The sequence below is a fragment of the Serratia ureilytica genome, from assembly GCF_013375155.1.
Taxonomy (GTDB): domain Bacteria; phylum Pseudomonadota; class Gammaproteobacteria; order Enterobacterales; family Enterobacteriaceae; genus Serratia; species Serratia ureilytica.
The window spans coordinates 76689-99014 of record NZ_JABXOF010000006.1 but is presented as its reverse complement, the minus strand read 5'-3'; the positions used below and the strand labels follow the sequence as shown (position 1 = coordinate 99014).

Genomic DNA, 22326 nt, shown 5'->3' with positions numbered 1-22326 from the left:
TAAGGTTAAAAATTTCTGGTGCTTTGGGAATCGTTCCTGCCTTGTGATCTCTTCCCTTTGTTCAGTACCGACGTAAAGTGGAGTTTCCGGCCTTTCTTTCCCTGAGCAAATGAGGTCATCCGGCATGAAAAAGAGGCGTTATACCGAAGAACAGATAGCTCTTCCCTGAAGCAGGCAGAAATAGGCACGCGGGTGGAGGAAGTCTGCAGAAAGATGGGGATTTCTGAGGCTAATTTTTACAATTGGAGAAGAAGTTTGGCGGCACGGGCGTGACGGAACCGTGTCGGCTGCTCCAGCTGGAGGAAGAGAATCACCGCCTGAAACGGCTGGTCGCCGATCTCAGTTTGGACAAGGAAATACTGTAGGGCGTCATCCGAAAAAGTTCTGAGGCCGGTGCAGAAACGCGAGGTGGTCGACTATCTGCTGGCTGCGTACTGCATCGGGGTTCGCAGGGGATGCCGGCTGATGATGCAGAGCCGAACGGTCTATAACTACCGCAGCTGCCGCGATGATAGGTCCCTCACGCAGCGGATACGGGAGATTGCAGAAACCCGCATTCGTTATGGTGTGCAGCGGATCCATATCCTGCTGCGGCGCGAGGGCTGGCTGGTTAACCACAAGAAAACTCATCGGATTTACTGTCTGGACGGGCTGAATCTGCGGTCAAAACGCCCGCGGCGGCACGTGACCGCCAGGCACAGGCGTATCCGCCCGGGCGTGACCGCTGTGGATCAGTGCTGGAGCATGGATTTCGTTGCTGATAATCTGTTCAACGGACGCCGGATCCGTGTCCTGACTGTAGTCGATAATTTTAGTCGTGAATGCGTGGCGATCGAGGTAGGCCAGGGACTTCGCGGTGACGATATGGTCACCGTGATGGAACGTATCAGGCAGACACAGCATCGTTTACCACAGCGGTACAGACGAACAATGGCAGCGGATTTATCTCGAAATTCCTCGTAAATAACCAGACTCCGGCAGAATTTATCCGAAGCCTGCAAAAAGGCCCGGTTCTCTGATTTAGCCTGGCACTGATCTTGGGAAGAGATCAGGATCACGTGGTATAAAGAAGTTTGCTTTTGATCGGTGAAAAATAGGAAACTAAAGCACCGTTTCGTCTGCAACATCAGCCTGTTCACCTTCCTGTGAAGCTCAACGTTTGAGCAGCTAAGTCTGCTACTCTGCTACGTTGCATCGAAACAAAAAATTTGATGGGTATTGAAAGTGAATAGCTGTGAGTAATTTTTGATCAAAAGCAATCAAAATGTTATCAATGGTTGTTCTGTCGTGTGTTTTTTGAATATATAACAGGTAAAACTATGTCCTGGCTTAATTCTGTCTTATTGGCGCTCACCTCGGTGCAACCTTATATGGTGCCGGCAACCGTTATCGGCCTCGTCAGTTTTGCATTCCTCTGTTTTATTTTCTTTTATCTTTTTAGATCAGTTAAAATTATTAACAACCTGAAAAAGTATACTCAGTCGATTAATAGCATCGAAAATAATGAGCCAGATGATCAACTTCAGCATCTGCAAAATTTGTTTGTACAGCCTGAGATAAAGCACGCCTGGAATGAATTCGAAGAATCATTGCACTCACAATATGAGCTGGAAGATGGGGAAGAGAAAATCGTCCGTATTCGGGCTACTGCACCAAGCGCCAGCTTCTTCTCGGAGCAACAGCTGGTCGATATTCCTCTGAACACCGAATTTTTCAAACATCTGCCCGGCATTCTGACGGGGGTAGGGATTATCGGTACCTTCTATGGTCTGATGATTGGTCTCAACCACTTCGACCCCAGCACACCAGAGCAGGTTTCCAGCAGCGTCAATAATCTGCTGCGCGATGTGTTGTACGCCTTCCTGGGATCTGCATTTGCTATTTTCGCCTCCATTCTGGTCACCTGGCTTGAAAAATTATCCATCGCTAAGTGCTACAAATATCTGGAAAAATTCACAGCTGCCCTCGACGCACTTTACGTCAGCGGCGTGGGCGAGGAGTACCTTGCCTCACTGGTAAAATCCAGTAATGAAAGCGCGACCCAGGCTCGCCATCTGAAAGAGAGTTTGGTTACCGATTTACGTGATATGTTGCTGAATCTGGCCGAACGCCAGAAAGTGGAGAACGAGCGGTTGGCAACCACGCTTAGCACGACCTATCGAGAATCAGGGCAACAGTTTGCCGAGCAAGTCAGTGGCGCGATTGAAAATAGCCTGAAGTCACCTCTGGATAAAATTGCCGGCGCAGTGCAAACCGCGAGTGGCGATCAAAGCGGCATGGTGCAGAACATGCTCCAGGATGTGCTGACGGCATTTATGGCGAAACTCGATACCACCTTTGGTCAGCAGTTTACAAATCTTAACGACATGATGGGGCAAACCGTTGGCTCGATTCAGACAATGCAAACCGGTTTTGCCACGTTGCTACAGGACATGCGTCAGGTGAGCGATGATTCCCGTCAGGGCAGCGCCCAGCTCATTGAGCAACTGTTGTCAGAGATGAAGTCTGGCCAGCAAGCTATGCAGGCTGGCATGAATGACATGCTTACTAGCCTTCAGGCCTCAGTTGCCAAAATGGGTGCTGAAGGCGAAGGTGCTGGCGAACGCATGGCCCGCCAGCTTGAGAAAATGTTTGCCGACAGTGAGGCGCGGGAAAAAGCACAGGCAGAACACATGTCCGCCTTTATTGAAGCCATTCAGAATTCAGTACAGCAGGGCCAAAGTGCCACGATGGAAAAAATGGCAACCTCTGTCGAAGCGCTCGGTGAGCAATTGGGTAGCCTGTTTGGGCAGATTGACAAGGGCCAACAACAGATTTCAGCGAATCAGCAAGCGAATCAGCAGTCCCTTCACGAACAAACACAGCGTGTAATGAGTGAGGTAGACGATCAGATTAAACAGCTGATCGACACTGTTGCCAGCCAACATCAGGGGACGACTGAAACACTCCGCTTGCTCGCAGAACAAACTAACCGACAGATTCAGGATATGCAAAACGGCGCGGAAAAAATGCGTCTGGCTGCCGAACGCTTTGAGCATGCAGGTGATCGGGTGTCGGAAGCAAACCACCTTACCGCTGACGTGCTGAATAAAGCGCAATCAGCAGGTTCATCACTCTCCCTTGCCACCAGCGAACTCACTTCCGTTGTGGCTGATTATCGTAACAATCGGGAAGCTGTTAGCAAATCCATTGCCATGCTGGAGCTGCTCGCCGCCAATACGCAGTCTGAACAAACCACACGCAATCAATTTATCGCCGATCTTAAGCAGCACGGTGAGCGTCTGCAGAGCTATAACCGGGAAGCACAGGCCTTTATGGAAAATGTCAGTAACGTGCTCGGGAAAGGGTTTGAAGACTTCTCTGAAGGAGTTTCACGCAGTCTGGATAAAACGCTGGGCAAACTGGACGTCGAAATGGCGAAGGCCTCTACTCTACTCGCGGGTTCTGTCGAACAGATCGGAGAAAGCGTCAGCGAGCTTGATGATGTCCTGTCACGCGTTCGTGCCTAAGGGGTGACGGCTGATGTTTGGAAATGCATTTGGCGTTAAAAAACGCCGCAGCGATGAAGCAGAGAAACCCTTCTGGATCTCCTATGCCGATTTGATGACTGCCATGATGGTGTTATTTCTGGTCGTTATGGTTGCTTCGCTGAGTTCCGTTACACAACGTATTCAACGTGCGGAACAAGGTGAAAAAACAAGGGGACAGGATATATCCAGACTGTGTGAGCGCCTGGAACTGCATGCCCGCAACGTGAATAAAACCATCGTGGTAGATTGCCACGATAACCGTATCAGCTTTGGCGAAGCCGGGCGTTTCAATCACAACCAATTTTTCCTGAACGCTGAAGGGCAAACAGCGTTGCAGGATGTTGTTCCTCTTGTGCTGGAAGCGTCCAACAGTGAAGAAGGCAAGAAGTGGTTTAAGCAAATTGTCATTGAAGGGTTTACCGATACCGACGGTTCGTACTTATACAACCTACATCTTTCCCTGCAACGATCTGAGTGGGTAATGTGTAGTCTGCTCGATAGCCGCAGCCCTCTGCAAAAAAATATATCTGCAGAACAGCAGCTCCAAATCCGTAAACTTTTCCTCGCGGGTGGCGTCTCCTTCAATAATGCCAAGGAAAGCAAGGAAGCTAGCCGCCGTGTCGAATTACGTATGCAGTTCTTCGGACTTAAAGATAAACGTGATGGGACCGGTGAGGTGGATTTTCCCCCCGTCGTCAATAAAGAAGTTTGCCAGTTGGTGATGCCGCAATGACACCCGCACTCAATTCTCTTTCTCAACGCATTGCAGCGAGACTCTCTTCCAGCCAACGGGATGGCCATTATCTGCATAATGATTTCCACGCGCTGGCCTCCGCTGCTATCGAAATGGAAAAGCGGTTTGATAAGGCAGAAAAAATCCCTTTACCGCCACAAGAAATGCGGCTGGCGGCTATGCGTCGCCTTCGTCTTGCACAAGAACTTTCGGAACGAGAGTGGCGGATGGTGTTTTATGGTCTCGCCGATAATGATCCGTCATATCCTGATCAGCCAATACTGCTTGAGGATGATGCTTTTTTCCCTGAAGTAAACAATGCCATCAAAAAACGTCTTGAAACTAAAACCCTGAAACGTCGAGACTGGGCCGCACTTTGTTCAAGCTATTTTGCCTACCAGAACCCATCACCTGAGACAAACCCACACTGGTGCGTGCTGCGTGGGCATATCGCTCAGGGTTACCTGGTGGTGAAAGCGGCTATACGAAGAGAAAAGTCGTGGATTAAAACCATTGATTTTTATAATGATATCTTTACCCCACAGGCGGGGGACCTGATCTCCAGACAGTTACTTGCGGGTGAGATCAATTCATTTTCGTCATTAGAAAAAATCGCACAAATCCCTGATAGCAGTTGGTTGTGGAAACGTATTTTCACGGTGCTTTTAGCTCAGCTAGACACACTTGACGATCCCCAGTTTCTGGACAAAATTAGCTGGTTGTTAGGTCTGGCTGCGCAGTGGGTACGTTTCCGTGATGACATCATGAGTGCGATCCTGACTCGTTATTACCATTCTATTTATCGCGATCAGTCTCATTCAGCTCTGAAACAGGCCGCGCTGGAATACTGGGATAACCCGCAACTGAAAAGCCAGCAGAATAAATGGCACCAGTACGTTTCTGAACCCGTAGCAGCCATGGTGCGAGGCTGGCTGGCTAAACAAGACCTGATGCATTTCTTTGAACTGCTGCGCGGTAATGGTGATGTTGATCAGGCTCGATTGCACTACTGGCTGCGTTTTGCCAATCAGATGGGATTTACTCGTATCGTCATGGGGCCGGATGCCTGGCAAGATTGTGGTAGCGATTTTGTGAAATTCCGCGAAGAGAATAAAGGGCGGTTGAGCTATTTACGAGGCGGACGCAGCCTCGATAACGCAATGATTATGCAGATCAATGATTATCTGTTCGTCGAGTTTTCCGGAACAGGCAATGCAATGTATGCCTACAGGATAGGACACGCGCCATTTAACCCTGAATCTCGTACCCTGGACATCAACCATCTAAAAGATCAGGTACGCTGTGCGATTCGCATGCCTCATACGCCACGAGCTGAGGGCTATAACAAGGTCCGTATCACGGGTTGGATGCTGAAATACGATGATGAGTTACGCAAGTTAGGCATTCGGTGGATGGCGGAGGAATCCGTTAAGTTTGTCGATAAAAATGCGTCCTCCCCTGTTTCTCTGTCTGCCATCAAAATCATCAATCCGTTGCGTGATACGGCTATACAGCACTTGGTTGATGGTAGCTCATGTGTCGTCAGCGATAATCGACAAAAAGGCGGCGTGCTGTCCGTTCAGCTCAGCATACCTGATGACACCATAGAAAGAGAGTTGTTACGATTAGGCTTTGCGCCTGTGACTAAAGAACCACATCGTTACTGGATCAAATAATGCTGAAACGTCTGTTAAGTAAACTGACGGGAAACCGTCAGCAGATAGAACGCCACCTCAAGAATCAGTACCAGGTTGAGGAAAACGGGCTCAGTTTTCCTCAATCTTTGGTGAATGATCCCGAGCTTTGGGCGCTGGCATCCTGGCTTGAGCAATTGGCAGAAGAAGACTATCTGATATCACTCACAGACCGGTGGTTGTTGAGTTGGGACTCGCTGTATCGCCTACTGGGGGATGAGGAACATGCCAGCAGCCTGCCTCTTATCGGTGTACCTGAGGTAATGCCTTTACGCGCAAGCCTGAGTTCACGTGGCGCATTAAGTGACTGTGATTTTCGCGTCTGGATTGCTGAATGGGCTTCGCTTCCCGCCCGCAAGCCGATCCGTTTTAGTCGTACCGGTGCCATTTTAACCCATGAAAATCAGCAATACCTGTTATCGCGGGAAAACTGGGCACTCTTACAGGCAACAGAGCAACTCAATGCACAGCAAAATCAGACCCCTGGCGAAACCACTAATCAATTGGGATGGGCCGCAATCCGCAAATGTGCGAAACAAGCTGCCGCAAAATTTGATGATTATTTAGAAAAAACGCATGTCGTCAAACCAACTTCACTGTCATTACGTCTGCGTAAAGCAACGGTTGCCGATACTGAAGTTATCGAAATTGAACCCCATTTCGAGGACCAGCCACCTAACTGGCTGGGCAGTTTTGACAAGAACTCGCAGGTTCACGATAGCTACCGCATCCCCGGCGAGAATGGCGAACTCAGCCATGTCATCATCCCTCCCGAAGTAAAAGAGGTATTAAATTCAATACACTCGATCCCAGGTCGTCGAGTGGCCGGAAGTGAAGCGCTTTCCTTTGTTCGCAATCCTTATACATTTTTGGGTGAAGAGGCCGCCAGTGTTATTGCCCCTGAGGAACACGAACAGGCATTGTTTGATGCCAGGATTTTCTTTCATCATTTCAGGTTGATACCGCAATTGAGTGCTGAGAATAAGATCGCGGAAGTTATGCTGATACTTGAGCCCGTTTCACCTGTTCCCCAGCCAGAAATCACTTTTGTGTTCTCAGCGCCCTGGGAGCTGGAAAAATTCATACAGCAACTCGGTATTAGCGTTGCTGCACAGATGCCTGCCGGTTCATGGCAAGGCTACGAGCTGGAATTAAGTCAGTTCACTGAACAACAGTGGCTCGATTGCCAGACACTACTCACTCGCTGGCAGCAAGAAATTGAAGGAAAAGAATTTAGCGATGTGCTGGATATTGCTAAGTATGGCGATCGGGTGATTGGCATTGGTGAGTTTGAAAAAATCTCCTCACCCTGGCTGACCAAAGCGCAGAGTGAAAACTGGCTTCCAGATGACATCGATTTCTCATTCTCAGCATTTTCAGGCGAAGTACTGGGTGGTTGGCAGCCCGAAAATTTTAACCATTTAAACGAATTGCAGGAGAGAATTGCTCAGGCAGATGCAGCTGGTGAAATGCATATTGCCGTACCGTGGAATGATAGCCAATTACCGCTGGATACAGCCAAAACCTTCAGTAAAAACTGGGAAAAACAACATAACACTGAAAATGATGCTCAAGACAACGTTGGTGATAAAGCGGTCCGAGCTGTACTCAAAATTGAGCAGAATATTGAAGAAGCTGCCTACATCAAACAGCGCCGTGATTCACTCCTTAGTGCGCGTCATGCCAAACCTGAAATTCCCCTGAGTCTGAAAGAGCACATCCGACTTAAAGACCACCAACGTGAAGGTATAGCCTGGCTCCAGCAACTCTTCCTTCGTTCTCCTGAGGAAACCGCAGGTTGCCTGCTTGCAGATGATATGGGGCTGGGAAAAACGCTGCAAATTCTGAGCTTCCTGGTATGGTTCATTGAAAAATTCCCTGATGAACCACCAAGTCTCATTGTTGCCCCCGTATCTCTTTTAGATAACTGGGAACGTGAACTGGACAATTTCTTCTACCCTGCTGGGATTTCGGTGTTGAAATTGTATGGTGACACCATTAAGGCGATGAAATATCCGAAACAGGCTATTCCTGCTCATCTGCAGTCTCAGGGGATCAAAAATCTGCTCAAACCCGGCTGGCAGGGTGAGTCGAAAATCATTCTGACAACCTACGAAACGCTTCGCGATCAGGAGTTCTCGTTGGCGCGCCAGCCGTGGTCTATCATGGTGTGCGACGAAGCACAAAAAATAAAGAACCCTGCTGCATTAATTACCCATGCCGCCAATGCGGTACAAGCTAGGTTTAAAGTGGCATGTACAGGCACGCCAGTCGAAAACACACTTGTCGATCTGTGGAGCCTATTTGATTTTGCCCAACCAGGATTGTTAGGGGCACTAAATGAATTTGGTAAACACTATGTTCGTCCTATCGAAAACGAAGCGGGCCGGGATACAGGAAGACTTGAGAATTTACGCGCGTTGATCGAGCCGCAGACGTTGCGCCGAACTAAAGAAGAGGTTGCGCGTGATTTACCACAGAAAATTGAAGTGGAAAGCTGCAAGCAATTGATGTTGTCTGGTGCGCAAAAACAGCTCTACCTTTCGTCTGTTGCAAACTGGCAACAGCAGCAAGCACTGAGCGAAGGGATGCAGCAGGCCGGAACCGGTATGTTAGGTTTGTTACACCGGCTGAAACTCATTTGCGCGCATCCTGCAGTAGTCAATCCAGAGCAACGTTTTCGTGATAACTCGCCCAAGCTTAGCTGGTTGCTGAAAATACTCTCAGAAATAAAAAACACCACTGAAGACAAGGTTATTATTTTTACCGAGCTTCGAGATTTACAGCGCGAACTTCAACATGCGATCCATCAAAAGTTTGGTTTTCGTCCTGTTATTATCAATGGTGATACCAGCACCAAAAGTCAGAACCAGAACAGCCGTCAGCGATTGATTGATGATTTCCAGGCCCAACTCGGCTTTGGCGTGATTATTCTCTCCACGGTCGCTGTTGGTTTTGGGGTTAACGTACAGAAAGCCAATCATGTCATTCATTTCACTCGCTGCTGGAACCCAGCCAAAGAAGATCAGGCAACGGACCGGGCGTACCGAATTGGGCAAACTAAAGATGTGTATGTTTATTACCCGACGGTAAGGGATACTGAAATAACCACATTTGAAGAAACTCTGGATGACCTTTTACAGCGTCGACGTGCATTAGCCAGGGATATGCTCTGCGCTACGCCTGATTTGAGTGGTGCCGATTTTGAGGTCGTTTTGAAAGGGGTATAGCTTTACCTGGTTTTGTAAGTGAATAAACGGAGCTGAAAGTGGACTGCTCTTATGCCGGTAGACGATTCTGTATTATATTTTGAGCATAGGAAGAGCGTATGGGCACACCACAATTTACACCTGAATTTAAGGAAGATACCGTCCGTCAAATAACGGAACGTGGTTATTCCGTTGCCGAAATATCTGACCTTTTGGTCGTTTCTGCATATAGCCTCATTTTTATCTCTGGCTGTCCCAGGAGGGATATGTCCAATCTCTATTACTTGAAAAGTAAATTTCAGACGAAAAGTGGGGTTTCCCAATGATAAATAACCCTCCGATACCCATGTAAGCGAAATAGGAGAGTTTTTTTCTATACAGTGAATCTATATGAAACCGGCTTCTTTCAGCTCTATTTTTTTCATTAAAATCTTATTAATGTCCTTCCCATCCACCCCGCTATGAATCCGCCGATGGCAAGTTGGGCAGATGGCGCCCACCCACTGCGGATGATCGGGGCCTTCGTCGGCTAGGCGTTTAGTGTGATGGGGTTCGAGGTAGGGCTCGCCGTTCTTTTTCTTGAACGGTGCCGGCTGCTCGCAGGCTTCGCAGATGCCATTGGCGCGCTTGAGCACGTATTTTTTTACGTCTTCGCTGCGTTTGAACCAGGATTTTTTGCTGTCGCTCTGTTGGCGCTGGCCCGATTGCTGTGAGGACTGCAGTGCCTTCTTGCGCAACTGTTCGAGCGTCTCTGTCTGCGTATCAGCTTCATCGGTTTCTGCATCTTCTTCAACCGCATGCAGTGACGAGACTTTGAAAAGGTTAAAGGTAATGCCTTGCCGCAGGTTATTTTCGAAATCTAAGCACTGAATATGATCCCAAGAATCGCACTCGAACATGCCAAGATAGCGGACGCCTTTTTCTTTTTTGTTGTCTTCAAACAGGAAGATGTCTTTGCCGTCTTTTTTATGGTCACGGATGGATTTATTACCTCGAATAAATTCCATATCGCCTTTTTGGCCTTCTCCCGTATAAGAGAAGCTGCCTTCGGCTGTCCATCCATCTTTATAGCCGTAGGTTTCGCCGCTTTCTCCGGTGAAGATAAAGATCACCGGGAATTCCCGCGGGGTCCAGATACCGCCTTGCAACTGCCCGCCGTAGAGCTCGATAAGCGCTTTGCGTGTGTACAGTTTGCCTTCGGTTAAATAGTCAAAAGGATGTGGCGTTTCGACGATCTCAAAACCGAGGCCTTTGAGAAATTGGATGGCTTTTTCCGTTCCGCTATCGGCGTTGATTCCCTTAAACGGATAACCATTCTGCTCACTGTATGCTCTAGCGGCAATGCCTCGGATGTCGTACTTTTCGCCATTATAATGAAGGGTGAATTTTTTAAATCGCTTAATTTTATGTTGTTTTAAGAATTCATCTCGGCCAAGTTTTTTATATTCTTCGATGGCTTTTAAAACGGATTCTTTTGAAGATAACGCCTCTATTGCAGTTGCCAAAACCACTCCCTCACATTGCCGAGTAGCCTCTGAGCAATGTGCTTGCTGACGAGAGCAGTATGCATCAATACCCAGCAGTTAACTCATCGATTTACCGAATGAGTTAACTATGCCAGGTAGGGGAGGAAATGCCTACCTTGATGAATGCTTTTGTTGTGATATGTCAGTCAGATCTATTGGAAAAGCGTGAGTAGGAAGGGGCGATGAGCATCGCCCTGATTGTCGCTTACGTTAGCCGCAGGCTTCCATCTCCCGCAACGCCCGCCCATAAAGATTACAAAGCGCAGGAACCAGATGCGCTGTAGCGTTGAGATAGCGGTTCAGCTGTTCCCAGCCTTCGGTATCCAACTGCGGGGTCTCTTGCAGTAAATGGCCGAACAGCATCAGCCCGTGGCACAGCCCTTCTGCTTGCTCGGCAGAAAGTGCGGCCAGGTCTAAAAGTTCTGAAGGGTTAAAAGCGCTGAGATCGAGGTGGTTGAACAGTTGGCGATAGAGAGTGAGGGTGTTGGGGATGGTTTCAGAAGCGTTGGGTAAGTTTGTGTTTTCCATATCGGCTATTTCCATTGGGAGAGAAATACCGCTACCAGAAGAGACGCTAAACTCGGGTGGTAGCTCGAACGGCGTTAGCGTACCGGCCCCAACGGATACCGGCCTTCCCGGAGGAAGCACCGCCCGAGCCACCATTGTTTGGGTGCGCATCGGCATGTTCGAATTTATACCATATTCGATCAGGGTTGGGGGATTCGGAACGCTAACTCCGGCTGCGGATTTTGCCGCAGCAGAAAAACTATAACGTTATCAGTAAAAGGAAAAAATAAGCTGTATGGAATTACAGGCTGTTTACTCATGAGGTTGGAATGCAGATCGCAGTTATTAAATTTTAATTCAGGCTAATCAGTTAGGATAATTCATTTGCTAAATGAATTATTAAATCTGTGAATTTTGTTGTCACGAAATACGTTGAAGTGAATGAATGTAAAAAGAATGGTTGAATGTTTATCCTGTGTACCTAGGGTGCTATTATCAACCTCTTTGTTAATACTCGCGGTAGTGAGTTTTTTAAAATAATGACAGGGATGCACTACGATGGAAAAGAAAGAGGGGGCTTTAAGGCTATTAACCTCCGGGGAGATCGGCCTTGCGAAGTCGGTATTTGGTGGTTCAATTATTTATGGGAAAGTCTGGGTTCATCACGATAGCTACTTCCCCTTTGGCTTACAAAATCGAAACACTGCGATGTCACCCAATGGTGAGCTGTATTTTAGAGACTGGTACGTGCCCGATTTCTCAAAGGAAGGGTATAGTCATAAACATCTTTTCATCCATGAAATGGTTCATGTTTGGCAATACCAGCGTGGTATGTGGGTTAAGACTCGAGGCCTCTACAGTTGGTTGGCAAATTACAGTTATGAACTGGATGGATCCAAACATCTAAAGAACTACGCTATGGAGCAACAGGCTCAGATCGTTGCTGATTATCATTTGTTGACCTCTTCAGGTTATGCTGTTTGGAGAAATCGCTTCGGCAAGGAAGTGACTTATAGCGGTAATGACTATGCCGATGTGAGAAAAGTAAAAGAAAAATATGAGAAAGTGTTAGTCGGTTTTCCTTACAAGTAAGAGGATTGATTATGAAGGCGAGATTGTTCTGTGCCGTTGTTGGTGTGACCTTGCTAAGCGCCTGTGTAGGCGATCGTCTCGATCAGCGCTATGCGCCGGATATCCCTATCACCGCCCATGCTAAAGCGAATGGCGACATCTGCATCTATCCGTCACCAAAGGAAAACGAAAGGCCAGATACGCTCTTTCTCAGTGGTGATGCTGATGAGAAATTGATTGAGGCGGGGAATCAGGATCTTAAAAAGGGTATTTGCGTTATGCAGAACGATTACCCGTTTCAGGAAAATCATACCTACAGCATGAGGCTAAATTTTGTGCCGATTGAGAAGCGCAGAAACCTGCAGGATGTTTCCGGCAGGGCCTTTATTGCTCACTTCAAAGTGACAAAGCTCAATGGTGTTTACGAAATTGAAAATATCACACAGGGCAGCAGATAACGCAGAGACAAAATGAAACGGATCTTCCCCCTCGCATTCCCCTTCCTGCTCGCCGGCTGTCCGTCGATAGGCGAGCGTATCCCCGTAGACTATCCCGCTACCGCCGGCCTGCGTGAGGGCAAAGTATGCATCACCGTTCAGCCGCAGGGAGATGAAAAGCTTGCGGGCATCTCGATCTACCGATTGGATGAGGCGCAGAGCCGCACGTTCAAATTCTTCGATCCGCTGCGGGATGTCGCTCCCAATCAGTGCGTCCCTGATGAGGGCTACGTATTTACGCCGGGGCAGCAATACCATTTCTCCGTGAAGCTGGTCTCCCAGAAGAAAGAACAGGCAGGTGAGTTCCCCTCTGCACGTGAATTTGTCGCCGAATTCGTTATGCAGCAGGAAGGCGATCAACTTAGGTTGGAAGCCCTCCGCACCCCACGCTAACCCCACCGCCCCAACCTACCCCAAATCCCCCCCATTGCTGGCGATCACTTTCTTATACCACCAGAACGATTTCTTGCGGGTGCGAGCGAGGGTGCCGTTGCCCTGGTCGTCGCGGTCGACGTAGACAAAGCCGTAGCGCTTGCTCATTTCGCCGGTCGAGGCGGCCACCAGGTCGATGCAGCCCCAGGTAGTGTAACCCAGCACCGGCACGCCGTCGGCGATGGCGTCGGCCATGGCGCGGATGTGTTCGCGCAGGTAGCTGATGCGGTAGTCGTCCTCAATCTCGCCTGCTGCATTGAACTCGTCGTGCGCGCCCAGGCCGTTTTCCACCAGGAACAGCGGCTTTTGGTAGCGGTCGTACATCATGTTCATGGTGATGCGCAGCCCTAGTGGATCGATGCCCCAGCCCCAGTCGCTGCGAGGCAGGTGCGGGTTCGCCAGCGATTTCACCACGTTGGCGGCGCTGCTGTTGTTGTCGTTCATGTCGGCGGAGGCGCAGCGCGAGGCGTAGTAGCTAAAGGAGACGAAGTCGACGGTGTGCTTCAGGATGTCGGCGTCTTCCGGTGCCATTGCGATGCTCACGCCTTTCTCGCGGAAGACGCGGGCGGCGTAGGAGGGGTAAGCGCCGCGCGCCTGCACGTCGATAAAGAACAGGTTCTCGCGGTCTTTCTCCAGCGCGGCCCACACGTCTTCCGGCTTGCTGGACCACGGGTAGAAGTTGCCGCCGGCCAGCATGCAGCCCACCTGGTTGGCGGGGTTCACTTCGTGGGCGATGCGCGTCGCCAGCGCGCTGGCCACCAGTTCGTGGTGCGCGGCCTGGTATTTCACCTGTTCGGGGTTTTCGTCCGCTTCAAACACCAGCCCGGCGCCGGAGAACGGGCTGTGCAGCAGGATGTTGATCTCGTTGAAGGTCAGCCAGTATTTCACCAGCCCGTCGAAGGCTTCGAAGCAGGTGCGGGCGTAGCGGGTGAAAAATTCCACCATCTTGCGGCTGCGCCAGGAGCCGTATTCGGTCACCAGGTGCATCGGCACGTCGAAATGGCACAGGGTCACCAGCGGCTCGATGCCGTATTGGCGGCACTCTTCGAACAGGCTGCGGTAGAAGGCGATGCCCTCGGGGTTGGGCGTCAGCTCGTCGCCGTTGGGGTAAATCCGGCTCCAGGCGATGGAGGTGCGGAACACGGTAAAGCCCATCTCCGCCATCAGCGCGATGTCGTCGCGGTAGCGGTGGTAGAAATCGATGGCGTCGTGGCTAGGGTAAAACTCGTCGTCGCGCAGGTTAAAGCGCTTCTCCAGCCCGAGTTTGACCGCCATGCGGTTGGCGCCGTGCGGGATCATATCGACGGTGGTCAGCCCTTTGCCGCCCTCGCGATAGCCACCTTCCGCCTGGTTGGCGGCTAAAGCGCCGCCCCATAAAAATCCTTTAGGGAATGTTGAATTGGACATGCAATCCTCTGGTGTCTCAATGCGTTGCGCTGGCGGCGTTCGCCGCCGGTGCGGTTTGGCCGGGCGCGGCGGCGTTTTCCGGCAGATCCTCGAAGCCCAGCATCAGCGTGAGCGCGAACGACAGCACCACCGAGAGCGCCATCACCGCCACCACCCACACGATGCTCATCGGGTTGGCCGGATCGAAGAACTGCACGCTGGTGAACAGCCCGGGCGAGGCCATCGAATGGCTGGCCAACCCGCCGATGCCGGCGACCGCGCCGCAGACGAAGCCGCTGATCAGACTGGCGATCAGCGGCCGCTTCAGGCGCACCGCCACACCGTACAGCGCCGGTTCGGAAATCCCCGCCACGATGGCGGAAGCGGCGGCGGCCAGCGCGGTCTGGCGCAGCTCGCGGTTCTTGGTTTTCAGCGCCACCGCCAGCGAAGCGCCGCCCAGCGACAGGTTGGCGCCGATCTCCGAAGGCATCACCATGCCCTCTTTGCCGGTCTCGGCGATGGTCTGGATGATGGTCGGGGTGAACACCCGGTGCATACCGGTGATCACCAGCAGCGGCCAAATCGCCCCCATGATGGCCACGGAAAGCCAGCCCAGGTAGCCGTGCACGGTGTAGACCAGCGCCGAAATGCCGCTACCGATCCAGATGCCGAGCGGCCCGATAAGCAGAATGGCGATCGGCGCGGCGATCAGCACGATCAGCATCGGCTTGAGGAAGTTTTTGGTCACCGCCGGGGTGATACGATCCACCCCGCGTTCGATGTGCGACAGGATCCAGGTCATCACCAGCGCCGGGATCACCGTGTAGGTGTATTTCACCGCCGTCACCGGGATGAAGGCGAATTCCACCGCCTGGCCCTGCGCCGCCTTGGCCATCAGATCGATAAAGTTGGGATGCACCAGCACTCCGGCGATGGCGATCGCCAGCGACATGTTGGTTTTGAACTTCAGCGCTGCCGAGGCGGCGACCATCACCGGCAGGAAGAAGAACGCGCCGTCGCCGATCACATTGAGGATGACGAGGGTCGAGGAGCCTTTCTCAAATACCCCGGCCATATCCAGGATCATCGCCAGCAGCTTCACCATCGAGCCGCCGATGATGGCGGGGATCAGGGGCGACATGGTGCCCACCAGCGCGTCGAGAATGCCGGCGCCGATGCCCTTCAGGGTGAGCTTGCGCTTCACCGGGGCGGCGGGGGCCGCCGCGCCCGGCATGCCGAGCGCCAGCACCGCCTGATAGGCTTTGGCCACCTCGTTGCCGATGATCACCTGGCACTGCTCGCCGCTGTGCACCACGCCCAGCACGCCGTCGATGGCCTTCAGCGCCGGCGTGTCGATCTGCGCTTTGTCTTTCACCACGAATCTCAGGCGGGTCATGCAGTGGGTCACGGCCTCGATATTGCCCGTGCCGCCTAGGGCGGCCACGATGGCGTGCGAGATCTCTGCGTAGTTCTTCGGCATGGCGTGTCGTCTCTCAGATAGCAATTCGGATAGCCCAAAGGCGAATATTTACTGCCTGGGCGATCCGTCGTTCCATCCGTATGAAACGCCCATAAGAAACCGGTTTCACAAAATCATGTATTTGTGTTTTGTAGTTGGCAAGAACTATGATTTTTGGCGTTTCGTTTTCGTGATCTGGATCGTCAGGGATAAGTGCGCACCGACGCGCAGGGGCGCGAAAGCGTTCCAAACGCCGGGCGTCTTGGGTAGACTGCGCTGAACCCATGGATTTTGGCGGCGCACAGATGGCAACGATACTCGAGGTGGCGAAAAAGGCCGGCGTTTCAAAGGCGACGGTGTCGCGCGTTTTGTCCGGCAGCGGCTATGTCAGCGAGGAGAAACGCGCGTTGGTGGATAAAGCCATCGCGGAAACCGGCTATCGGCCCAACCTGCTGGCGCGCAGCCTGGCGACCAACACCACCCAAACCCTCGGCCTGGTGGTTACCAACACCCTCTACAGCGGCAACTATTTCAGCGAACTGATGGCGCAGTCGGCGCGCATCATGGAGGCGAACGGCCGCCAGCTGATCCTGGCGGACGGCAAGCACACCGCCGAAGAGGAGCGGGCCGCCATTCAGTTTTTGCTGGATCTGCGCTGCGACGGGGTGATCATCTATCCGCGTTTTCTGTCGATCGCGGAAATGGACGAGATCGTCTCCCAACACCGCCAGCCGATTCTGGTGATCAACCGGCGGCTGCGGCTGAACGACAGCTACTGCATCTTCAGCGATCAGCACGCTGCCGGCGCGGCGGCGGTGGCGCACCTGATCGCGCGCGGCCATCGCGACATCGCCTTTATCACCGGTTCGCTCGATTCCCCCACCGGGCTGGAGCGGCTTTCCGGCTACAAGTCCGCGCTGGCGCAGCAGGGCATTGCGGTTAACGAGGCGTTGATCGTCGAAGGAAAATGGAACGCGCAAAGCGGCGTGGCGGCGGTCGATGCGCTGCTGGCCGGCGGGCAGCCGTTCAGCGCCATCGTCGCCGGCAACGACGAAATGGCCATCGGCGCGATGAAGCGGCTGGCGGAGCGCGGCGTGGCGGTGCCGGAGGCGGTATCGGTCGTCGGCTTCGACGACATCCCGCTGGCGCCCTATACCGTGCCGTCGCTGTCGAGCATGAAGATGCCGGTCACCGAGATGATCCAGGAGACCATCAACCGCCTGCTGTCGATGCTGGACGGCGGCGAGCTCAGCAAGCGCCCCAGCTTCCCGGCCAGCCTGATCGAGCGCGAGTCGGTAGCGGCGGGGCCGTATTTTCAAAAGGGGTAAAACGGTAGGGTTGGCTTATTGTTCGCCACGGTAAGTCATATAAATTTTCTGTACTTCAGGATCGTCCATGCTGCCGTAGGAGATATTTTCTTTATCTAAACCATCCAGTCCTTTTATTCCACCGATGATGTTTGGCCAATCATCGCGGCTGGCTATGTCGATGACAAAAGGTTGCAGATATTGGTCGAGATGTCTCTGAGCGGGGGCGTTTATCTCGTCAGTCATAGCCTGGAGGTAGTCATGCTTATTCGTTTCCGCCCAGTTAATGCTGAACCCGGCACGGAAGCTGAGCTCCATGAAGACTAACAAAATTGTGCGGCCGTTGCCGTCCAGAAAGGGATGTGCGAAAGCCAATAATCCCATGACTTCCCCTGGCCGTTCCCTGAAGCGTTGTTCGTCTGCTGCAAGCCGCAGCGCATAATCAACGGCTCTGCGGATAGAATCAGGACGTTCGAAGACCGTATGGCGCGGTTCGTTCTTTGAGCCTTTGAAGACGGCAAGATGGGGGACCAGCGTGTTTCTGTCCTTTCCCGCCCAAGGATAGAAACCAGAGAACAGGATTTCGTGAACTTTCAGAATAGACGGGTAGTCTATGCGCTGCGTTTGGGCGAGGTAGCTGAGGGCGTCTTCGATGCTTAATTCGAATGAAAGATGTTCTGCCTTTTTTATTTCATCGGGATCTTTAAGCTTCAGGCTATTTTGCAAATAGCCGTTGGCATCAAAATCGCCGAAAGGATCAAACATCATGCTTTGAATTTCTTACGAACGGCCCTCTGTTCGCGGAAATAACGCCCCTGAAGGCTGAGAATTTCAGATTTGGTCAGGATACCTTTTCGTTTAAGGTTAACCAGTAATTGTTCCACCTCATCCAATTCGACAGCGTCGTCAGCCAGGCCGGTAATGGCCACCGCCATACGGCTCATGCCGTCGCGGGAATGTGTAATTTCATGGTCTTTAGCCAGTTGATGAACATAGTTGGCAACGCTAACGATGGCTCTTTGGGTCATGGGGCATCCTCCATTATTGGTCATATTTTAGCATGCCAATACGGCGATGTCGCCAAAGCGCAGCGCGTTGCGATGCGTCAGCGTGCCCCATGGGCGCGTTTTTTCGCCCTTACCCCAACCCCCCAATCTGCTCCCGAATCTCCTCCTCCGGCAAATCCACACCGATAAACACCAGCGTGCTCTTGCGCTCTTCCTCAGGCAGCCATTCCCGATCCCAGTCGGCGTTATACAACCGCTGCACGCCCTGGAACAGCAGGCGGCGCGGCTCGTCTTCGATAGACAGAATGCCTTTGTAGCGCAGCAGGTTGTCGGCGTATTCCAGCAGCAGGCCTTCCATCACGTCGGAGATTTGCATCAGCGGCAGCGGGCGCTCCAGCGTCACGACAATTGAGCGGATGTCGCTCTGTGGCTGCGGGATACGGCGGAACAGCGGGGTGGCTGGCGTCAGGTTCAGCTTGTCGTTCAGCGTGAAGCCTTCGATGTCGAACAGCACGCTTAGATCGATATCGCCGTGCGTGACCTTGTAGACCGGCGCGCGGGCGTTCATCCGCTGCAGCCGCTGGATCAGCGCCTCGCAGTCCGGCGCCACGTCGGTTTTGGTCAGCAGGATGCGGTCGGCGTAGCCCACCTGCGCCTGGGCGATGCTGAACTGGCTCAGCTGCTGCTCGGCGTGCGCCGCGTCCACCAGGGTGATGATGCCGTCCAGCAGGAAGCGCTCGCACAGGATTTCGTGCGAGAAAAAGGTCTGGGTAATCGGGCCGGGATCGGCCATGCCAGTGCATTCGATGATCAGCCGGTCGAACGCCAGCTGGCCGCTGTCGACGCCGTCCAGCAGATCCAGCAGCGCGTCCGCCAGTTCGTTGGACTTGCTGCAGCAGATGCAACCGTTGCTCAGGGTGGTAATGCGGCTGGCGCGATCGCCGATCAGTGCGTCATCGATCGGCACTTCGCCGAACTCGTTCTCGATGACCGCGATTTTATAGCCGTGTTCGGCGTTCAGGATGTGGCGCAGCAGGGTGGTTTTGCCGGCGCCCAAAAAGCCGGTCAGGATGGTGACTGCAATGGGTTTCATACGGGTCCTTGTGACTGCGGGTTAACAGCAGCGCATGCCGCCTTTGCCGTCGCCGCCGTAGCGCGCTTGCTGGCGCTCGCGGAAAAATTCTTTATAGGTCATCACCGGCTTGTCCGGGTGGTTGTCTTTCATGTGCTGGACGTAGGTATCGTAGTCAGGCACGCCCACCAACATGCGCGCCGCCTGCCCGAGGTACTTCCCCGCCTGGCCGAGATTTCCGAACATAAACCTTCTCCAACTTTACCCTGCATCACTACAGCGCTTGCTTAAGCCTGATATTAGGGGAAGCCGGGGGATGGGGTTCCCGCAGGGATGCCCCACCTCCGGGTCGCCCCGGGTATCTCGATTGCATCGCGCCGCACGCCTGGCATCTTGCGATACGCAGGCCGTGCGGCTTTGGGTACTACTTAACGTTTATTATGCAGGGTATCCGTTAAATCACATCAATGCTGGGTCGAAACTTTGACCTCCCCCTCAGTTACGCCGTCGGTGGGCGCCGCCTGCGGCACCGGCACGTAAGGCGTTTCCTGATCGGTGCGTTTCGGGTTCTTGTGCGCCGCCATCGCGGTTTTCACCCCGTAGAAGATGATGCTGTACACCACCAGCAGGAACAGAATGCTCAGCCCGGCGTTGGTGTAGTTGTTCACCACGATGTGGTTCATGTTGGCGATCTGCTGGGCGCTCAGCTCGGCGCCGCCCTCGGCGATCTTGCGTTTGTATTCGCCGGCCAGGAAGAAGAAGCCTTCCAACTGCGGGTTATCGCTGAACAGCTTCAGGCCCAGCGCATAGGTGGTGCAGATCAGCAGCCACACCGCCGGCAGCACGGTCACCCAGATGTATTGCGCGCGCTTCATCTTAATCAGCACCACGGTGCCCAGCACCAGCGCCACGGCGGCCAGCATCTGGTTGGAGATGCCGAACAGCGGCCACAGGCTCTTCACGCCGCCGAGCGGATCCACCACGCCCTGATACAGCAGGTAGCCCCACAGCCCGACGCAGCCGGCGGTGCCGATGATGCCGGCCACCAGCGAGTCGGTTTTCTTCAGGAATGGCACGAAGTTGCCCAGCAGATCCTGCAGCATAAAGCGGCCGGAGCGGGTGCCGGCGTCCAGCGCGGTCAGGATGAACAGCGCCTCGAACAGAATGCCGAAGTGATACCAGAAGCCCATGTTGGCGCCCGGAATGATCTGGTGGAACACGTGGGCGATGCCCACCGCCAGCGTTGGCGCGCCGCCGGCGCGGTTCAGCACCGAAGGTTCGCCGATGTCGGTGGCGGTCTGCAGGATCTGTTCCGGGCTGATGACGAAGCCCCAGGAGCTGACCGCCGCCGCCGCGTGCACGGTCACGTCCTTCAGCGAAGCCATGATCATCGGCGCGTCTTCAGTGCCCAGGCGGTGCAGGTCCGGCATGGTGATGCCCAGCGCCGCCGGCGGGGTGTTCATGGCGAAGTACAGGCCCGGCTCGATGATGGAAGCCGCCACCAGCGCCATGATGGCGACGAAGGACTCCATCAGCATCGCGCCGTAGCCGATAAAGCGCGCGTCGGTCTCATTGGCCAGCAGCTTCGGCGTGGTGCCGGAGGCGATCAGCGCGTGGAAGCCGGAGACCGCGCCGCAGGCGATGGTGATGAACAGGAACGGGAACAGCGTGCCTTTCCACACCGGGCCGGTGCCGTCGACGAACTGGGTCACCGCCGGCATTTTCAGCTCAGGGTTGAGGATCACGATGCCGATCGCCAGCCCGACGATCACGCCGATTTTCAGGAAGGTGGCCAGGTAGTCGCGCGGCGCCAGGATCAGCCACACCGGCAGCAGAGCGGAGACGAACGCGTAGCCGATCAGCGTGAAGGTGATGGTGGTGTCTTTAAAGGTCAGCGCCGGGCCCCAGTACGGGTCGTGCGCCACCACGCCGCCGAACCAGATGGCGGCCACCAGCAGCACGATGCCGATGATTGACACTTCACCCACGCGGCCGGGGCGCAGGTAGCGCATGTAGATGCCCATAAACAGCGCGATCGGCACGGTGGAGCAGACGGTGAACACGCCCCACGGGCTTTCCGCCAGCGCTTTCACCACGATCAGCGCCAGCACCGCCAGGATGATGATCATGATCAGGAAGCAGCCGAACAGCGCGATGGTGCCCGGTATCGGCCCCATCTCTTTTTTGATGATCTCACCGAGCGAGGCGCCGTTGCGGCGCGAGGAGATGAACAGCACCATAAAGTCCTGCACCGCCCCCGCCAGCACTACGCCGCCCAGCAGCCACAGCGTGCCGGGCAGGTAGCCGACCTGCGCGGCCAGCACCGGCCCCACCAGCGGCCCGGCGCCGGCGATGGCGGCGAAGTGGTGGCCGAACAGCACGTTCTTGTTGGTCGGCACGTAGTTGAGGCCGTCGTTGTTGACCACCGCCGGGGTGGCACGGCCGGCGTCCAGCTTCATCACCCTGGTGGCGATGTACAGGCTGTAGTAGCGGTAGGCCACCAGATACACCGCCACCGAAGCGACGACGATCCACAGCGCGCTGATGTGTTCGCCGCGGCGCAGCGCCACCACGCCGAGGCAGGCTGCGCCGAGTATCCCCAGCAGCATCCACGGAATGTGCTTTAAAATCCCCTCTCGTTTCATGAGGTATCCTTAATTCCAGTCTGCAAAATATGAATGAACTCATCCGCTTGTAAGAGATGTCAGAGTGGCGCGGTGAGCCGTAGCGTCTTTCCCGAGGTAAGGCGGGTTTAGGAACAGCTCATCATCGCCGGGGGTTAGGGGGGAAGACAGGCGTATTTCGGTCAGCGGTCAGATCCGCCGGGTGAACGGTTGGATTGGCGGGGTGAGCGGTTTGTTGCATAACCAACAGCCGCCCGTCAGCCGCTGTTGCC

Annotated in this window: 17 protein-coding genes and 2 pseudogenes; 10 read left to right on the top strand and 9 right to left on the bottom strand. The window is 53.6% G+C overall.

Annotation, left to right across the window (positions count from 1 at the left end):
• Nucleotides 1–124: 124 nt before the first annotated feature.
• From HWW83_RS12655 to HWW83_RS12630, 6 genes and pseudogenes are all read left to right on the top strand, one after another.
• A pseudogene (locus HWW83_RS12655) lies at nt 125–953 on the top strand (IS3 family transposase); the annotation flags it as partial.
• Nucleotides 954–1319: 366 nt separating this feature from the next.
• Nucleotides 1320–3509, top strand: a complete 2190-nt coding sequence (gene zorA1, locus HWW83_RS12650) for a type I Zorya anti-phage system protein ZorA1 (protein WP_176589340.1) — start codon at nt 1320–1322, stop codon at nt 3507–3509.
• Nucleotides 3510–3522: 13 nt separating this feature from the next.
• Nucleotides 3523–4263: a type I Zorya anti-phage system protein ZorB1 gene (gene zorB1 / locus HWW83_RS12645; RefSeq protein ID WP_164052191.1), complete on the top strand. Its 741-nt coding sequence runs from the start codon at nt 3523–3525 to the stop codon at nt 4261–4263.
• On the top strand, nt 4260–5939 hold the full coding sequence (zorC, locus tag HWW83_RS12640; RefSeq protein ID WP_176589339.1) for a type I Zorya anti-phage system protein ZorC: 1680 nt from the start codon (nt 4260–4262) through the stop codon (nt 5937–5939). Before zorB1 ends, zorC begins: the two co-directional genes overlap by 4 nt.
• Nucleotides 5939–9187 carry a type I Zorya anti-phage system protein ZorD gene (gene zorD / locus HWW83_RS12635; protein WP_176589338.1) on the top strand — a complete coding sequence of 1083 codons (3249 nt, stop codon included), beginning with the start codon at nt 5939–5941 and terminating at the stop codon, nt 9185–9187. Before zorC ends, zorD begins: the two co-directional genes overlap by 1 nt.
• Nucleotides 9188–9285: 98 nt before the next feature.
• A pseudogene (locus HWW83_RS12630) lies at nt 9286–9402 on the top strand (transposase); the annotation flags it as partial.
• 150 nt (nt 9403–9552) lie between these two features.
• Here the strand turns inward: HWW83_RS12630 and HWW83_RS12625 are convergent.
• Nucleotides 9553–10677, bottom strand: coding sequence for an HNH endonuclease (locus tag HWW83_RS12625; RefSeq protein WP_332108106.1), 1125 nt, complete (start codon nt 10675–10677; stop codon nt 9553–9555).
• 225 nt (nt 10678–10902) lie between these two features.
• Nucleotides 10903–11220 (bottom strand): hypothetical protein, encoded by a 318-nt coding sequence (locus HWW83_RS25720; protein WP_096242760.1) that lies wholly within the window; start codon nt 11218–11220, stop codon nt 10903–10905.
• 537 nt (nt 11221–11757) lie between these two features.
• On the opposite strand from HWW83_RS25720, the gene HWW83_RS12615 reads away from it, so the two are divergent.
• The 3 genes from HWW83_RS12615 to HWW83_RS12605 are packed head-to-tail and all read left to right on the top strand — an operon-like array spanning nt 11758 to nt 13160.
• Nucleotides 11758–12291, top strand: coding sequence for a type IV secretion protein Rhs (locus HWW83_RS12615; RefSeq protein WP_170852945.1), 534 nt, complete (start codon nt 11758–11760; stop codon nt 12289–12291).
• A gap of 11 nt (nt 12292–12302) precedes the next feature.
• Nucleotides 12303–12728, top strand: coding sequence for a putative T6SS immunity periplasmic lipoprotein (locus HWW83_RS12610; protein WP_169539868.1), 426 nt, complete (start codon nt 12303–12305; stop codon nt 12726–12728).
• 12 nt (nt 12729–12740) lie between these two features.
• Nucleotides 12741–13160, top strand: coding sequence for a putative T6SS immunity periplasmic lipoprotein (locus HWW83_RS12605; RefSeq protein ID WP_170852943.1), 420 nt, complete (start codon nt 12741–12743; stop codon nt 13158–13160).
• Nucleotides 13161–13175: 15 nt separating this feature from the next.
• On the opposite strand, the gene HWW83_RS12600 is transcribed toward HWW83_RS12605, so the two are convergent.
• The gene (locus HWW83_RS12600) at nt 13176–14606 is read right to left on the bottom strand and encodes a 6-phospho-beta-glucosidase (protein ID WP_176589336.1); all 1431 of its coding nucleotides are present in this window, start codon (nt 14604–14606) and stop codon (nt 13176–13178) included.
• A 16-nt stretch (nt 14607–14622) separates the two neighbouring features.
• Entirely contained in the window at nt 14623–16065 is a 1443-nt protein-coding gene (ascF, locus tag HWW83_RS12595; RefSeq protein WP_160203939.1) for a PTS cellobiose/arbutin/salicin transporter subunit IIBC, read from the bottom strand.
• A gap of 284 nt (nt 16066–16349) precedes the next feature.
• On the opposite strand from ascF, the gene HWW83_RS12590 reads away from it, so the two are divergent.
• A complete protein-coding gene (locus tag HWW83_RS12590) occupies nt 16350–17372 on the top strand; it encodes a LacI family DNA-binding transcriptional regulator (protein ID WP_122004269.1) in 1023 nt (340 codons plus the stop codon).
• Nucleotides 17373–17387: 15 nt separating this feature from the next.
• On the opposite strand, the gene HWW83_RS12585 is transcribed toward HWW83_RS12590, so the two are convergent.
• The 5 genes from HWW83_RS12585 to HWW83_RS12565 form a co-directional block, all read right to left on the bottom strand.
• Nucleotides 17388–18119, bottom strand: a complete 732-nt coding sequence (locus HWW83_RS12585) for a Fic/DOC family protein (protein ID WP_103101788.1) — start codon at nt 18117–18119, stop codon at nt 17388–17390.
• Nucleotides 18116–18379 carry a hypothetical protein gene (locus HWW83_RS12580; RefSeq protein ID WP_047025142.1) on the bottom strand — a complete coding sequence of 88 codons (264 nt, stop codon included), beginning with the start codon at nt 18377–18379 and terminating at the stop codon, nt 18116–18118. The genes HWW83_RS12585 and HWW83_RS12580 overlap by 4 nt, the downstream gene beginning before the upstream one ends.
• 109 nt (nt 18380–18488) lie before the next feature.
• Complete coding sequence (gene yjiA / locus HWW83_RS12575) at nt 18489–19451, bottom strand: GTPase (protein ID WP_089195416.1); 963 nt, start codon at nt 19449–19451, stop codon at nt 18489–18491.
• 21 nt (nt 19452–19472) lie between these two features.
• Nucleotides 19473–19676: a YbdD/YjiX family protein gene (locus HWW83_RS12570; RefSeq protein ID WP_004953088.1), complete on the bottom strand. Its 204-nt coding sequence runs from the start codon at nt 19674–19676 to the stop codon at nt 19473–19475.
• Between the two features lie 218 nt (nt 19677–19894).
• Entirely contained in the window at nt 19895–22075 is a 2181-nt protein-coding gene (locus HWW83_RS12565; protein WP_072626654.1) for a carbon starvation CstA family protein, read from the bottom strand.
• Between the last annotated feature and the right edge of the window lie 251 nt (nt 22076–22326).

Excerpts from the sequence above, each read along its gene's own strand:
- HWW83_RS12570 (WP_004953088.1), bottom strand. The coding sequence starts at position 19,676 with ATGTTCGGAAATCTCGGCCAGGCGGGGAAGTACCTCGGGCAGGCGGCG.
- HWW83_RS12590 (WP_122004269.1), top strand. The coding sequence starts at position 16,350 with ATGGCAACGATACTCGAGGTGGCGAAAAAGGCCGGCGTTTCAAAGGCG.
- zorB1 (WP_164052191.1), top strand. The coding sequence starts at position 3,523 with ATGTTTGGAAATGCATTTGGCGTTAAAAAACGCCGCAGCGATGAAGCA.
- zorA1 (WP_176589340.1), top strand. The coding sequence starts at position 1,320 with ATGTCCTGGCTTAATTCTGTCTTATTGGCGCTCACCTCGGTGCAACCT.
- HWW83_RS12565 (WP_072626654.1), bottom strand. The coding sequence starts at position 22,075 with ATGAAACGAGAGGGGATTTTAAAGCACATTCCGTGGATGCTGCTGGGG.
- yjiA (WP_089195416.1), bottom strand. The coding sequence starts at position 19,451 with ATGAAACCCATTGCAGTCACCATCCTGACCGGCTTTTTGGGCGCCGGC.
- zorC (WP_176589339.1), top strand. The coding sequence starts at position 4,260 with ATGACACCCGCACTCAATTCTCTTTCTCAACGCATTGCAGCGAGACTC.
- HWW83_RS12610 (WP_169539868.1), top strand. The coding sequence starts at position 12,303 with ATGAAGGCGAGATTGTTCTGTGCCGTTGTTGGTGTGACCTTGCTAAGC.
- HWW83_RS12615 (WP_170852945.1), top strand. The coding sequence starts at position 11,758 with ATGGAAAAGAAAGAGGGGGCTTTAAGGCTATTAACCTCCGGGGAGATC.
- HWW83_RS25720 (WP_096242760.1), bottom strand. The coding sequence starts at position 11,220 with ATGGAAAACACAAACTTACCCAACGCTTCTGAAACCATCCCCAACACC.
- ascF (WP_160203939.1), bottom strand. The coding sequence starts at position 16,065 with ATGCCGAAGAACTACGCAGAGATCTCGCACGCCATCGTGGCCGCCCTA.
- HWW83_RS12585 (WP_103101788.1), bottom strand. The coding sequence starts at position 18,119 with ATGATGTTTGATCCTTTCGGCGATTTTGATGCCAACGGCTATTTGCAA.
- HWW83_RS12605 (WP_170852943.1), top strand. The coding sequence starts at position 12,741 with ATGAAACGGATCTTCCCCCTCGCATTCCCCTTCCTGCTCGCCGGCTGT.
- HWW83_RS12580 (WP_047025142.1), bottom strand. The coding sequence starts at position 18,379 with ATGACCCAAAGAGCCATCGTTAGCGTTGCCAACTATGTTCATCAACTG.
- zorD (WP_176589338.1), top strand. The coding sequence starts at position 5,939 with ATGCTGAAACGTCTGTTAAGTAAACTGACGGGAAACCGTCAGCAGATA.
- HWW83_RS12600 (WP_176589336.1), bottom strand. The coding sequence starts at position 14,606 with ATGTCCAATTCAACATTCCCTAAAGGATTTTTATGGGGCGGCGCTTTA.